This window comes from Streptomyces sp. NPDC107654 (assembly GCF_055639035.1).
On sequence record NZ_JBVKBI010000035.1, the window covers coordinates 1 to 13,003 of the forward strand.

Here is a 13,003-nt window from a genome sequence, read left to right on the forward strand (position 1 = left end):
TCGGTCTTGCGTTTCCGACTCTATCAGATCTTTTCTCGATCCGATTTCCTCGGTGCTTTCCAGGTTCCCGCTCTCGCGTTTCCCTTTCCGGCGGTTCCGACTTTATCAGAAGTTCTGAGTCGGTTTTCCCACCCGCTCCGGGCATCCGTGTCCAGCGCGTGAAGTGCTGGGGTTCCCGGTTGGGCGGAGCCGTAAACGTACTGGAGCGGGGTGCCCCGATGCAAATCGAGGCGCCCCGCTCCGGACGTACACCGACGGTGCGTCAGACCTCCACGACCACCGGGAGGATCATCGGCCTGCGGCGATAGGTGTCCGAGACCCACTTGCCGAGGGTCCGGCGGATCAGTTGCTGGAGCTGGTGGGCCTCCACGACGCCGTCCTGTGCGGACCGCTCCAGGACCTCGGTGATCTTCGGGATGACGTCGGTGAAGGCCGAGTCCTCGATGCCTGAGCCGCGCGCCTGGACGTGCGGGCCGCCGGTGATCTTGCCGGTGGAGGCGTCCATGACGACGAAGACCGAGATGATGCCCTCGTCGCCGAGGATCTTGCGGTCCTTCAGCGCCGGCTCGCCGACGTCGCCGACCGAGAGGCCGTCGACGTAGACGTAACCGGCCTGGACCTTGCCGGAGATCTTGGCCTTGCCCTCGACCAGGTCGACCGCCACGCCGTCCTCGGCGATGACGATCCGGTCGTGCGGGACGCCGGTCAGGGCGCCCAGCTCGGCGTTGGCCCGCAGGTGGCGCCATTCGCCGTGGACCGGCATGAGGTTCTTCGGGCGGCAGATGTTGTAGAAGTACAGCAGCTCGCCCGCCGACGCGTGGCCGGACACGTGCACCTTGGCGTTGCCCTTGTGGACGACGTTGGCGCCCCAGCGGGTCAGGCCGTTGATCACGCGGTAGACCGCGTTCTCGTTCCCGGGGATGAGGGAGGAGGCCAGGATGACCGTGTCGCCGTCGACGATGCGGATCTGGTGGTCCCGGTTGGCCATGCGGGACAGGGCCGCCATCGGTTCGCCCTGGGAGCCCGTGCAGACCAGGACCACCTCGTGGTCGGGCAGGTCGTCCAGCGTCTTGACGTCGACCACCAGGCCCGGCGGGACCTTCAGGTAACCGAGGTCGCGGGCGATGCCCATGTTGCGGACCATGGACCGGCCGACGAAGGCGACCCGGCGGCCGTACTCGTGGGCGGCGTCCAGAATCTGCTGGATGCGGTGGACGTGGCTGGCGAAGCTCGCCACGATGATCCGCTTGCGGGCGCCGGCGAAGACCTGTCGCAGCACGTTGGAGATGTCGCGCTCGGGTGGGACGAAGCCCGGGACCTCCGCGTTCGTCGAGTCGGCGAGGAGGAGGTCGATGCCCTCCTCGCTCAGCCGCGCGAACGCGTGCAGGTCGGTGAGGCGGTTGTCCAGCGGCAGCTGGTCCATCTTGAAGTCGCCGGTGTGCACCACCATGCCCGCGGGCGTACGGATGGCGACGGCCAGGGCGTCCGGGATGGAGTGGTTGACGGCGATGAACTCGCAGTCGAAGGGGCCGATGCGCTCGCGGTTCCCCTCCGCCACCTCCAGGGTGTAGGGCCGGATCCGGTGCTCCTGCAGCTTGGCCTCGATGAGGGCCAGCGTGAGCTTGGAGCCGATCAGCGGGATGTCCGGCTTCTCGCGGAGCAGGAAGGGGACACCGCCGATGTGGTCCTCGTGACCGTGGGTGAGGACGATGCCCTCGATGTCGTCCAGGCGGTCCCGGACGGACGAGAAGTCCGGCAGGATCAGGTCGATTCCGGGTTGCTCCTCCTCCGGGAAGAGCACGCCGCAGTCGACGATCAGCAGGCGGCCGCCGTACTCGAAGACGGTCATGTTCCGGCCGATCTCACCGAGGCCGCCGAGCGGGGTGACCCGCAGGCCGCCCTTGGGGAGCGGCGGCGGCGGGCCGAGTTCAGGATGCGGATGACTCAAAAGACTCTCCTCAGCACGCGCGCCACGTACCGGTACGGCACGTGGCGCGCATGACGTTTCGTGCGGAAGCAGTTGTCGTTGTGGGGTGCGGGCACCGGTGGCCCGCGTCTTCTGTTGTGTGTCCTGTTGTGTGTTCTGTTGTTCTTCAGGTGTGAAGCCCCTGTGGTGCCAAGTCTTTAATCAGAGTTGTACCCCGCCGGCAGCAAGATCGATCTTGAGCTGGGCGATCTCCTCGGGTGAACACTCGACCATGGGCGAGCGCAGCGGTCCGGCGGGCAGGCCCTGGAGCGCGAGGGCGGCCTTGGTGGTCATGACGCCCTGGGTGCGGAACATGCCCGTGTAGACCGGGAGCAGCTTCTGGTGGATCTCGGCGGCCTTGACGACGTCACCCGAGACGTACGCGTCGACCAGGGCGCGCAGGTCCGGGGTGACGAGGTGGCCTACGACCGAGACGAAGCCGACCGCGCCGACGGAGAGCAGCGGGAGGTTCAGCATGTCGTCGCCGGAGTACCAGGCGAGGCCGGACCGGGCGATGGCCCAGCTGGCGCGGCCGAGGTCGCCCTTGGCGTCCTTGTTGGCGACGATCCGGGGGTGCTCGGCGAGCCGGACGAGGGTCTCCGTGCTGATCGGGACGCCGCTGCGGCCGGGGATGTCGTAGAGCATGACGGGCAGGCCGGCGGCGTCGGCGACGGCCGTGAAGTGCCGGTACAGGCCCTCCTGCGGGGGCTTGTTGTAGTACGGCGTGACGACCAGGAGGCCGTGGGCGCCGTCGCGCTCGGCCTGGCGGGCCAGCTCGATGCTGTGGTGGGTGTCGTTGGTGCCGACGCCGGCGACGACGTGGGCGCGGTCGCCGACGGCCTCCAGGACGGCTCGTACGAGGTCCGATTTCTCCGCGTCGCTGGTGGTGGGGGACTCGCCGGTGGTGCCGTTGACGATCAGGCCGTCGTTGCCTGCGTCCACCAGGTGGGCGGCGAGCCGCTGCGCGCCGTCGAGGTCGAGTGCGCCGTCCGCCGTGAAGGGCGTGACCATGGCGGTGAGGACCCGCCCGAAGGGGGTCTGCGGAGTGGAGGTCGGAGCCATGGGTAACACGCTACTCGGTGCTCGATGCGGGGTGTGCCCTTGGGGTGCCGGGAAAGTCAGGACAAAGTGGAGCCCGGCACTGCCTGCTCGGGGGTTCAAGCAGTGCCGGGTCCGTTTGATCAGGCTAGATGAAGTTCTCTAAATGCCGCAATACGGACACTTCGCGAGGCTGACCCGTACATCCGTTCCGCCAGGGGAACAAGGCTTCGCTACGGGGCGACCCGCCCGTTCGCGTTGAAGGCGGCGTGCGTGAGCGGCATGAGCTTCGCCCACTCGGCCTCCATCTTCTCGCCCACCATCTCGATCTCCCGCTGCGGGAAGGACGGCACCTTGGCCAGCTCGTGCTGGGTGCGCAGGCCGAGGAAGTGCATCAGGGAGCGCGCGTTGCAGGTGGCGTACATCGAGGAGTAGAGGCCGACGGGCAGGGCGGCGCGGGCGACCTCGCGGGCGACGCCGTCGGCGAGCATCTTCTGGTAGGCCGTGTACGACTGCTCGTACGACTCGCGCAGGGCTCCGCTGACCGCCTCGTGCTGGGCGGGGGTGCCCTCGACGAAGACGTACTTGCCCGGGCGGCCCTCCTGGACGAGCCTGCGGTCGGCGCCGGGGACGTAGAAGACGGGCTCCAGCTCCCGGTAGCGGCCGGACTCCTCGTTGTAGGACCAGCCGACGCGGTGCCGCATGAACTCGCGGAAGACGAAGATCGGGGCGCTGATGAAGAACGTCATCGAGTTGTGCTCGAACGGGCTGCCGTGCCGGTCGCGCATCAGGAAGTTGATCAGGCCCTTGGAGCGCTCGGGGTCCTTCTTCAGCTCGTCCAGGGACTGCTCGCCGGCGGTGGAGACACGGGCGGCGAAGAGCACGTCGGCGTCGGAGGCGCTGGACTTCACCAGCTCGACGGTGACGTCACTGCGGAACGTGAGCGACTCGGGGGTGGTCACGGGGGTAGGGGTCCTTCCCATCACTTCTGTAGTTGCCGACCACCTTACGGGGCACCCGGCGCGGCCCGGGGCGCGGCTTCGGCCCCTCACCCCAAAAAACGCACCCGAGATTCTTTCGGACATGGGCACCTTTTGTGTCCCTCACGCGTCTGTATCGGTGAGGCATGCACGTTCGATCTTCGACCCCGAGAGGAGCGGCGACCACGATGTTCCGTCGGCGCGAGCCCGTACCCTTCGCCTTCCTGGCCGAGGCGGAAAGGTTCCGCAGCAATGTCACTCCCCCGCCCCGTCGGCGGGCCTCCACCGGCGAGATGGCCGGGCGCTGGCTGCTGGGCCTCACCCTTGTCGCCGGGCTCGTGGGAGCCCTGGTCCTCGGCATGCCGGCGCTCTCCACGCAGTCCGGTACACCGGCCCAGCAGTCCCAGGCGTCCCAGGGGCACTGAGGCGCAGGCCCTTCCGGGAGCCCTTACCCTTCCGGACGCTCACGGCTGGTGGGCGGGAACGGGGCCGGATAGCCTCACGGCACAGCTCCCGTGAGGACCGAGTGAGGACCAGCCGTGCCCCTGCCCTTCCTGACGGCCGACCGCACCTTTGATTCGGCGGCCGAGAGTGCGCTGCCGTACGACGATCCGGACCGCTGGCGCCGCCCCTACCGGCCAGGGCCCTGGCGGGTGGGTGCGGCGGCGCTGGTGCTGCTGCTCGCCTCGTTCATGCTGTTCGCCGCGGTTCTCACCGCGCTGACCGACTCCGCGCCCGCCGCCGCGGTGGTCCTCGGCGCGGGTCTGGCGATCGTCGCCGCCGCGCTGCGGCTGCTGCGCACGGGCGTCTGGGTGAGCGGGCGCGGGCTGCGCCACACCGGCTTCCTGGTGACGCGGACGGTGCCGTGGACGCGGGTCGTCTCCGTGCGGACGGTACAGCAGCCGGTGCGCTGGCTGGGGCTGCCGCGGACGGTGCAGGGGCAGGCGCTGGCGCTCGTACGCAAGGACCGGCCCGCCGAGGACACCCCGCCGCTGCTCACCACGCACAGCCTGGACTTCCTGGGCCGGCCGGCGGCCTTCGACCGGGCGGCGGACACGGTGGAGGCGTGGGCCGCGGAGAACCGCCGCGGCTGACCGGGCGGCGCCCCAACGCGGCTGACCAAGGCGCGCGCCCGGGTAAGGGACGCGCGCCCGTCCGGTCAGGTGCGGACAGGGCGGCCGTCGTGCAGGGCGATGGCGTGTTGCATCGCCTTGCGGGCGCGGGGGGTGTCCCGGGCGTCGTGGTAGGCGACGGCGAGGCGGAACCAGCAGCGCCAGTCGTCGGGGGACTCCTCCGTCTCGGCCTTGCGCTTGGCGAAGACCTCGTCGGCCGAGTCGCGGTCGACGCGGCCGCTGGGCAGGCGCTTCAGCTCGTCGACCGGGAGGCCGCCCTCGGCCTCCAGTTCCGCGGCGAGGGCGTTGGCACGGCGGACGAACTGGGTGTTCTTCCACAGGAACCACAGGCCGATGACCGGCAGGACCAGCACCGCCACCCCGAAGGTGACGGTGAGGAGCGTGCCGGACTGGATGAGCATCACGCCGCGGCTGCCGACCAGGACGAAGTAGAAGACCAGGACGGCGGCCGTGACGAGGTAGGTGATCTTCGCGCGCATGAGGTCGTGGGGCTCAGCTCAGGTCCAGGAAGTGTTCCAGGCCGAAGGTGAGGCCCGGAGTGGTCACGACGCGGCGCGCGCCGAGCAGGATGCCCGGCATGAAGCTGCTGTGGTGCAGCGAGTCGTGCCGGACGGTCAGGGTCTCGCCCTCGCCGCCGAGCAGGACCTCCTGGTGGGCCAGGAGACCGCGCAGGCGGACGGAGTGGACGGGGACACCGTCCACGCTCGCGCCGCGGGCGCCGTCCAGTGCGGTGGCGGTGGCGTCCGGCGCCGGGGCCGAGCCGGCCGTCCGGCGGGCCTCGGCGATGAGCTGGGCGGTGCGCGCGGCGGTGCCGGAGGGGGCGTCCACCTTGTTCGGGTGGTGCAGCTCGATCACCTCCACCGATTCGAAGTACGGCGCGGCGATCTGCGCGAACTTCATCGTCAGCACGGCCCCGATGGAGAAGTTCGGCGCGATGAGCACGCCGGTCTCCGGGGACTGGTCCAGCCAGCCCCTCAGCTGCGCGAGGCGGTCGTCGGTCCAGCCCGTCGTGCCGACCACGGCGTGGATGCCGTGGCGCACGCAGAAGTCGAGGTTGCCCATGACCGAGGCGGGGGTGGTCAGCTCCACGGCAACCTGGGCGCCGGTGTCCGCCAGCGTCTCCAGCTTGTCACCGCGGCCGAGGGCGGCGACCAGCTCCATGTCCTCCGCGGCCTCGACCGCCCTGACCGCCTCGGACCCGATCCGGCCCTTGGCACCGAGGACCGCCACGCGCAGCTTGCTCATGTTCCTGCTTCCTAACCGGTGGTGTTTCAGGCGACCGCGTCGTGCAGCCGGGCGGCCTGCTTGTCCTTGAGCGGGCCGATGACCGACAGCGACGGACGCCGTCCCAGGATGTCGCGGGCGACGGAGCGGACCTCGTCGGGGGTGACCGCGGCGATCTTGGCCAGCATGTCGTCCACGGACATCTGCTCACCCCAGCACAGCTCGCTCTTGCCGATACGGTTCATCAGCGCGCCGGTGTCCTCCAGTCCCAGGACCGTGGAGCCCCTCAGCTGGCCGATGGCACGGGCGATCTCGTCGTCGCTCAGGCCGTTCTGCGCGACGTGGTCGAGTTCGTCGCGGCAGATCCGCAGCACGTCGTGGACCTGGCTGGGCCGGCAGCCGGCGTAGACGCCGAACAGACCGCAGTCGGCGAACGCGGAGGTGTACGAATACACGCTGTAGGCCAGGCCGCGCTTCTCCCGGACCTCCTGGAAGAGGCGGGAGGACATGCCTCCGCCGAGGGCGGTGTTGAGCACGCCCATGGCCCAGCGGCGGTCGTCGGTGCGGGCGAGGCCGGGCATGCCGAGGACGACGTGCGCCTGCTCGGTCTTGCGGCCCAGCAGCTCGACCTTGCCGGAGGTGCGGATCGTACGGCTGCCGTCGCGCGGGGCGATGGGCCGGGCGTCCTGGTCGGTGAGGGCGCCCGCCTTCTCGAAGGCCGCGCGGACCTGTCGTACGACCTTGTTGTGGTCGATGTTGCCGGCGCAGGCGACCACCAGGTGGGTGGGGTCGTAGTGCTTCTTGTAGAAGCGGCGGATGCGGTCGGCCGTGAGGGCGTTGACCGTGTCGACCGTGCCGAGGACCGGGCGGCCGAGGGCGTTGTCGCCGAACATGGTGTGCGCGAACAGGTCGTGCACGCAGTCGCCGGGGTCGTCCTCGGTCATGGCGATCTCTTCGAGGATCGCGCCCCGCTCGACGTCGACGTCCTCTTCGAGGATCAGCGAGCCGGTCAGCATGTCGCAGACGACGTCGATGGCGAGGGGCAGGTCGGCGTCGAGCACGCGCGCGTAGTAGCACGTGTACTCCTTGGCCGTGAACGCGTTCATCTCGCCGCCGACCGCGTCGAGCGCGGAGGAGATGTCCAGGGCGCTGCGCTTGCCGGTGCCCTTGAAGAGCAGGTGCTCCAGGTAGTGCGTGGCGCCGTTCAGGGCCCGGGTCTCGTCGCGGGAGCCGACGTGCGCCCAGATGCCGAAGGTCGCGGAGCGGACCGAGGGCAGGGTCTCGGTGACGATGCGCAGGCCGCCCGGGAGGGTGGTCTTGCGGACCGTGCCGATGCCGTTCCGGCCCTTGATGAGGGTTTGGGTACGGGCGACGGCCCGCGCCTCCGAGGAGGGGCGGGCCGTCACCTTCGAGCTACGGGACGTCACTGCTCGGCGTCGTCCTTGTTCTCGTCGGAGGAACCTTCCTCGCCCTCGATCACCGGAACGAGGGAGAGCTTGCCGCGGGAGTCGATCTCGGCGATCTCGACCTGAACCTTCTGGCCCACACCGAGGACGTCCTCGACGTTCTCCACGCGCTTGCCGCCGGCGAGCTTGCGGATCTGCGAGATGTGCAGCAGACCGTCCTTGCCGGGCAGCAGGGAGACGAACGCACCGAAGGTGGTCGTCTTGACGACCGTGCCCAGGTACCGCTCGCCGACCTCCGGCATCGTCGGGTTGGCGATGCCGTTGATCGTGGCGCGGGCGGCCTCCGCCGAGGGACCGTCGGCGGCACCGATGTAGATCGTGCCGTCGTCCTCGATGGTGATCTCGGCGCCCGTGTCCTCCTGGATCTGGTTGATCATCTTGCCCTTGGGGCCGATGACCTCACCGATCTTGTCGACCGGGATCTTGACGGTGATGATCCGCGGGGCGTTCGGGGACATCTCGTCGGGCCGGTCGATGGCCTCCATCATCACGTCGAGGATGTGGAGACGGGCGTCGCGGGCCTGCTTGAGGGCCGCGGCCAGGACGGAGGCCGGGATGCCGTCCAGCTTGGTGTCGAGCTGGAGGGCGGTCACGAACTCCTTGGTGCCGGCGACCTTGAAGTCCATGTCGCCGAACGCGTCCTCCGCACCGAGGATGTCGGTGAGGGTGACGTAGTGCGTCTCGCCGTCGATCTCCTGGGAGATCAGGCCCATGGCGATGCCGGCGACCGGGGCCTTCAGCGGCACACCGGCGTTCAGCAGCGACATGGTGGAGGCGCAGACCGAGCCCATGGACGTCGAGCCGTTGGAGCTCAGCGCCTCGGAGACCTGGCGGATCGCGTAGGGGAACTCCTCGCGCGCGGGCAGCACCGGCACGAGGGCGCGCTCGGCGAGGGCGCCGTGGCCGATCTCGCGGCGCTTCGGGGAGCCGACGCGGCCGGTCTCGCCGGTGGAGTACGGCGGGAAGTTGTAGTTGTGCATGTAGCGCTTGCGGGTCACCGGGGAGAGGGTGTCCAGCTGCTGCTCCATGCGGAGCATGTTGAGGGTGGTGACGCCCAGGATCTGGGTCTCGCCACGCTCGAACACCGCGGAGCCGTGCACGCGCGGGATGGCCTCGACCTCGGCGGCCAGGGTGCGGATGTCGGTGACACCGCGGCCGTCGATGCGCTTCTTCTCCTTGATCACGCGCTCGCGGACCAGCTGCTTGGTGAGCGAGCGGTACGCGGCGGAGATCTCCTTCTCGCGGCCCTCGAACTCCGGCAGGAGCTTCTCGGCGGCGAGCCCCTTGACGCGGTCCAGCTCGGCCTCGCGCTCCTGCTTGCCGGCGATGGTGAGCGCCTGGGCCAGCTCGGGGCGGACGGCGGCGGTCAGGGCCTCGAACACGTCGTCCTGGTAGTCCAGGAAGATCGGGAACTCGCCGGTCGGCTTGGCGGCCTTGGCGGCGAGGTCGGCCTGGGCGCGGCACAGGACCTTGATGAAGGGCTTCGCGGCCTCCAGACCGGCGGCGACGACCTCCTCGGTCGGCGCCTCGGCGCCACCCTCGACCAGCTTGATGGTCTTCTCGGTGGCCTCGGCCTCGACCATCATGATCGCGACGTCGCCGTCCTCCAGGACACGGCCGGCGACGACCATGTCGAAGACGGCGTCCTCCAGCTCGCTGTGGGTCGGGAAGGCGACCCACTGGCCGCGGATCAGCGCGACGCGGACGCCGCCGATCGGGCCGGAGAAGGGCAGGCCGGCCAGCTGCGTGGACGCGGACGCGGCGTTGATCGCCACGACGTCGTACAGGTGGTCGGGGTTGAGGGCCATGATCGTGGCGACGACCTGGATCTCGTTGCGCAGGCCCTTCTTGAAGGACGGGCGCAGCGGGCGGTCGATGAGGCGGCAGGTGAGGATGGCGTCCTCGGACGGCCGGCCCTCACGGCGGAAGAAGCTGCCGGGGATCTTGCCGGCGGCGTACATCCGCTCCTCGACGTCCACCGTGAGGGGGAAGAAGTCGAGCTGGTCCTTGGGGTTCTTGGAGGCGGTGGTGGCCGACAGCACCATGGTGTCGTCGTCCAGGTACGCCACGGCGGAGCCGGCGGCCTGCTTGGCCAGGCGGCCGGTCTCGAAGCGGATGGTGCGGGTGCCGAAGGGGCCGTTGTCGATGACGGCCTCGGCGTAGTGGGTCTCGTTCTCCACTAGCGTTTTCTCCGTTACTTATCGTCTTTCGTCCCTTGGCTGCCCGTGTGGCAGGGGGACGGTGGCGGAGAAGCGCTCCGTGCGGTGCGGGCCGGTCTTCGATCGAAGCACCCGGGGCTCGCTTCCCCCCGGGGGCCACTACCGAGGACCGGCGGCGGCTAGGTGCGCTCCTCCTCGTGGTGTCGTTCTGTCGTGCTCTTCGTGCTGTGCCGTACGTCGTCGTGCTGCGCCGTACGTCGTTCCGTGTCGTGCGTACTGCGTTGTGCTACCACACTACAAAGCGTGAGGGACACTCCGCACGTTCCGCACGTACGACGAAGGGAGCGGTCCCCGAGTGCTCCCGGGAACCGCTCCCCTCACCAGTCCTACTTGGCGCCCGCCGCACCGCGGCGGATGCCGAGGCGGTCGACCAGCGCACGGAAGCGCTGGATGTCCTTCTTCGCCAGGTACTGGAGAAGGCGGCGGCGCTGACCGACGAGGATCAGCAGGCCACGACGGGAGTGGTGGTCGTGCTTGTGGGTCTTGAGGTGCTCCGTCAGGTCGGAGATCCGACGGGAGAGCAGAGCGACCTGGACCTCGGGGGAGCCGGTGTCACCCTCCTTGGTACCGAACTCGGCGATGATCTGCTTCTTCGTAGCGGCGTCGAGCGACACGCGTACTCCTCATAGTCTGTTGAGTGCCACCGAGTGCCCCCGGTCTACGTCTCGGGGGAGCTTCCGTTACTCGGGAGGCGGGGATCCGCTGGGCGCGGCCTCCAGAACACGCGGTTCCGGGGGTGCGTACACAAACGGCCGTCACTCAGGGTACCAGGAGATGGCGGGGGGTCTTACGCCCGGTGGCCGAAGCCGCCTGGCGCGGCCGCACCGGCCACTAGGGTGAGCGCGGGACCGTACCTAGCTCGGGAAGGGGTTCGCTGCACGATGGCGGAGACGGAAGCGGAGATCAAGGCGCGCAAGGAGCGGGAGCGGGACGAGCTGTACGCGCTCGACATCTCGGGCGTGGAGTGGCACTGCGCGCCGGGCACGGAGGAGCACGAGGAGCGGGTCGAGATCGCGTACCTGCCCGGCGGGGCGGTCGCGATGCGTTCCTCCCTGGACCCCGGCACCGTGCTGCGCTACACCGAGGCGGAGTGGCGGGCGTTCGTGCTGGGGGCCCGGGACGGGGAGTTCGATCTGAGGCCGATGGCCCACAACGGGGGGCCGGACGTGCAGTGAGCCGCTCCGGCCCACGACGTCGGTGACGACGAACCGGGCCCCGGCTCCGTGTGGAGCCGGGGCCCGGGTGTCCTGCACGGGAGCCCCCTGGTCGTACCCGGGAGCTACTTGCTGGTCATCGCGCGCGCGGTGGCGTACACGTCGAAGACCGCCAGGGTCAGCGGGATCAGGGTGAGCAGGACGAAGCCCTCGCAGATCTCCAGGAAGCGGCCCCAGAAGGGGGTCAGCCCGCCGCGGGGCAGGATTAGGCCCAGGGCCGTCACCAGGGCGGCGGCCAGGGCGATCACCGCGATCAGCCAGATGGTGCGGATGTCGAGGTCGGTACGGTCACCGGCCAGCGCCGCGCGCATGATGTGCTGCGGCGGGTTGAGGGCGAGTCCGAGGCCCAGCAGGACCAGCGAGGCCAGGCCGGCGGCCAGCACGGAGGCGACCTGGGCGGTGTAGCGGAAGAGGCTCGCGCGCATGAGCATGGCGACGCCGGTGGCGAGCGCGAGCAGCTGCGCCCAGATGTCGTCGGAGAAGCCGAGCACGGCCGAGGCGCCGACGGCGACCAGGGCGCAGCCGCCGACCAGGCCGACGAGGAGTTCGTGGCCGCGCCGGGCCTGCGCCTCGATGCGCTCGGTGTCCACCGGTTCCTGTGCGGCGGTGTCGGCGCCGTAGGCGGGGCGGGGGGCGCCGCTGCTCGGGTTCTCGAAGCCGATCGGCAGCCGGGCGAAGCGCATGGACATGCTGGGCAGGAAGGCGAGGGCACCGACGGCGACGGGCGCGCACAGGCCGGCCGTCTCGGTGGGGGCCCAGTCGGTGAGGGTGGCGACGAAGACGACGACCAGGGCGACCGTCGAGGCGAACACGAAGGCGACGAAGGGGCCGTCGCCGTGTGGTGCGCACAGGGTGAGGATCAGGGCGGCGACGAGGACGGCCGCGCACGCCAGCAGGAACTGGAGTCTGCCGATGCCCTCTCCACCGCTCAGCGGGAGCAGCCCGCTGCCGGCGACACCGATGTTGGGCAGCGCGCCGAGGCCGAGGGCGACGGACGAGCCGCGGTCGTCGTAGACGCGGGCGCGGACCGCGGAGAGCACGACCAGGAGGACGCCGGTGACGGCGGCGAGGATGCCGGCCAGGCCGTGCATGTCGTGGCGTGGGTCGGAGGTCCAGGCGACGAACGCGAGCAGCGCGGGCAGGACGCCCCCGCCGACGAGGCCGGCGGCCCGGGTCAGGTCGCCGCTCCACAGCCGGTGCTGCTTGGTGACGGCGGAGGCGACCGCCTCGGCGACGTCGTCGAAGACCGCCGGCGGCAGGGACTCAGCGAACGGGCGCAGGGTGAGGAGTTCGCCGTCGAGGATGCGCTGGGCGGCGAAGGAGCGGGCGCTGTCCAGCACGGTGCCGTCGGTGCGGACGAGGTGGTAGCCGACCGGGGCGCCCGCCGCGGGGCTCTGCTGGGACAGCCGGAGGATCTCCGGGTAGAGGTCGGCGACCGGGACGTCGTCGGGCAGTGCCACGTCGATGCGGCTGTCCGGCGCGACGATGGTGACCCGGCAGAAGCCGAGTCCGGTGCCGGACCCGGAAGGGGCTCCCGTCCCGGGTCCGCCGGTGGCGGCGGCCGTCATGCTCACCTGCTGCTCCCCCTCAGTGGTGGTGGTGCGTCTATGTCGTGAAGGTCCGGTGCCCGTTTGCCCCCTGCGTGGCGGCAGGCGTGCCGTGCGCCGGGATTCCGGGGTGTTTCCGCCTCGGCATCGAGACGGTTGTCCCGTTTTGCCCGGGCTGCTCGGCGTGTGCGCACGCGAACATTCGGCACCCTACCG

General features: G+C 70.2%; 12 protein-coding genes. 3 read left to right on the top strand and 9 right to left on the bottom strand.

Annotated elements, in window-relative coordinates; genetic code table 11:
* Positions 1-262: 262 nt before the first annotated feature.
* From ACZ7N4_RS36020 to thyX, 3 genes are all read right to left on the bottom strand, one after another.
* Positions 263-1,948 (bottom strand): ribonuclease J, encoded by a 1,686-nt coding sequence (locus ACZ7N4_RS36020; RefSeq protein WP_471367538.1) that lies wholly within the window; start codon positions 1,946-1,948, stop codon positions 263-265.
* A 180-nt stretch (positions 1,949-2,128) separates the two neighbouring features.
* On the bottom strand, positions 2,129-3,028 hold the full coding sequence (dapA, locus tag ACZ7N4_RS36025; RefSeq protein WP_471367540.1) for a 4-hydroxy-tetrahydrodipicolinate synthase: 900 nt from the start codon (positions 3,026-3,028) through the stop codon (positions 2,129-2,131).
* A 209-nt stretch (positions 3,029-3,237) separates the two neighbouring features.
* Positions 3,238-3,987, bottom strand: coding sequence for an FAD-dependent thymidylate synthase (gene thyX / locus ACZ7N4_RS36030; RefSeq protein ID WP_471367542.1), 750 nt, complete (start codon positions 3,985-3,987; stop codon positions 3,238-3,240).
* 185 nt (positions 3,988-4,172) lie between these two features.
* Between thyX and ACZ7N4_RS36035 the strand changes: the two genes are divergently transcribed.
* Both ACZ7N4_RS36035 and ACZ7N4_RS36040 read left to right on the top strand, forming a co-directional pair.
* Positions 4,173-4,409, top strand: coding sequence for a hypothetical protein (locus tag ACZ7N4_RS36035; protein ID WP_467930365.1), 237 nt, complete (start codon positions 4,173-4,175; stop codon positions 4,407-4,409).
* 114 nt (positions 4,410-4,523) lie between these two features.
* A complete protein-coding gene (locus tag ACZ7N4_RS36040; protein WP_471367545.1) occupies positions 4,524-5,078 on the top strand; it encodes a hypothetical protein in 555 nt (184 codons plus the stop codon).
* 65 nt (positions 5,079-5,143) lie between these two features.
* On the opposite strand, the gene ACZ7N4_RS36045 is transcribed toward ACZ7N4_RS36040, so the two are convergent.
* The 5 genes from ACZ7N4_RS36045 to rpsO all read right to left on the bottom strand — a co-directional run bounded on the left by ACZ7N4_RS36045 (position 5,144) and on the right by rpsO (position 10,640).
* Entirely contained in the window at positions 5,144-5,596 is a 453-nt protein-coding gene (locus ACZ7N4_RS36045; RefSeq protein ID WP_471367547.1) for a hypothetical protein, read from the bottom strand.
* Between the two features lie 13 nt (positions 5,597-5,609).
* Positions 5,610-6,362: a 4-hydroxy-tetrahydrodipicolinate reductase gene (dapB, locus tag ACZ7N4_RS36050; protein WP_471367550.1), complete on the bottom strand. Its 753-nt coding sequence runs from the start codon at positions 6,360-6,362 to the stop codon at positions 5,610-5,612.
* A 26-nt stretch (positions 6,363-6,388) separates the two neighbouring features.
* Positions 6,389-7,768, bottom strand: a complete 1,380-nt coding sequence (locus ACZ7N4_RS36055; protein ID WP_471367554.1) for a M16 family metallopeptidase — start codon at positions 7,766-7,768, stop codon at positions 6,389-6,391.
* A complete protein-coding gene (locus ACZ7N4_RS36060; protein ID WP_471367555.1) occupies positions 7,765-9,987 on the bottom strand; it encodes a polyribonucleotide nucleotidyltransferase in 2,223 nt (740 codons plus the stop codon). Before ACZ7N4_RS36060 ends, ACZ7N4_RS36055 begins: the two co-directional genes overlap by 4 nt.
* A 365-nt stretch (positions 9,988-10,352) precedes the next feature.
* Positions 10,353-10,640: a 30S ribosomal protein S15 gene (gene rpsO, locus ACZ7N4_RS36065; RefSeq protein WP_003997419.1), complete on the bottom strand. Its 288-nt coding sequence runs from the start codon at positions 10,638-10,640 to the stop codon at positions 10,353-10,355.
* Between the two features lie 267 nt (positions 10,641-10,907).
* Here rpsO and ACZ7N4_RS36070 point away from each other — a divergent pair, with 267 nt between their 5' ends.
* A complete protein-coding gene (locus tag ACZ7N4_RS36070) occupies positions 10,908-11,201 on the top strand; it encodes a DUF397 domain-containing protein (protein ID WP_471367558.1) in 294 nt (97 codons plus the stop codon).
* Positions 11,202-11,305: 104 nt separating this feature from the next.
* Here ACZ7N4_RS36070 and eccD read toward each other — a convergent pair whose 3' ends face one another.
* A complete protein-coding gene (gene eccD / locus ACZ7N4_RS36075) occupies positions 11,306-12,808 on the bottom strand; it encodes a type VII secretion integral membrane protein EccD (protein WP_471367621.1) in 1,503 nt (500 codons plus the stop codon).
* Positions 12,809-13,003 lie beyond the last annotated feature (195 nt).

What these genes read in the sequence shown, in the direction of transcription:
- dapB (WP_471367550.1), bottom strand. Translation starts at nt 6,362, where the DNA reads ATGAGCAAGCTGCGCGTGGCGGTCCTCGGTGCCAAGGGCCGGATCGGG.
- ACZ7N4_RS36045 (WP_471367547.1), bottom strand. Translation starts at nt 5,596, where the DNA reads ATGCGCGCGAAGATCACCTACCTCGTCACGGCCGCCGTCCTGGTCTTC.
- ACZ7N4_RS36035 (WP_467930365.1), top strand. Translation starts at nt 4,173, where the DNA reads ATGTTCCGTCGGCGCGAGCCCGTACCCTTCGCCTTCCTGGCCGAGGCG.
- dapA (WP_471367540.1), bottom strand. Translation starts at nt 3,028, where the DNA reads ATGGCTCCGACCTCCACTCCGCAGACCCCCTTCGGGCGGGTCCTCACC.
- thyX (WP_471367542.1), bottom strand. Translation starts at nt 3,987, where the DNA reads ATGGGAAGGACCCCTACCCCCGTGACCACCCCCGAGTCGCTCACGTTC.
- ACZ7N4_RS36070 (WP_471367558.1), top strand. Translation starts at nt 10,908, where the DNA reads ATGGCGGAGACGGAAGCGGAGATCAAGGCGCGCAAGGAGCGGGAGCGG.
- eccD (WP_471367621.1), bottom strand. Translation starts at nt 12,808, where the DNA reads ATGACGGCCGCCGCCACCGGCGGACCCGGGACGGGAGCCCCTTCCGGG.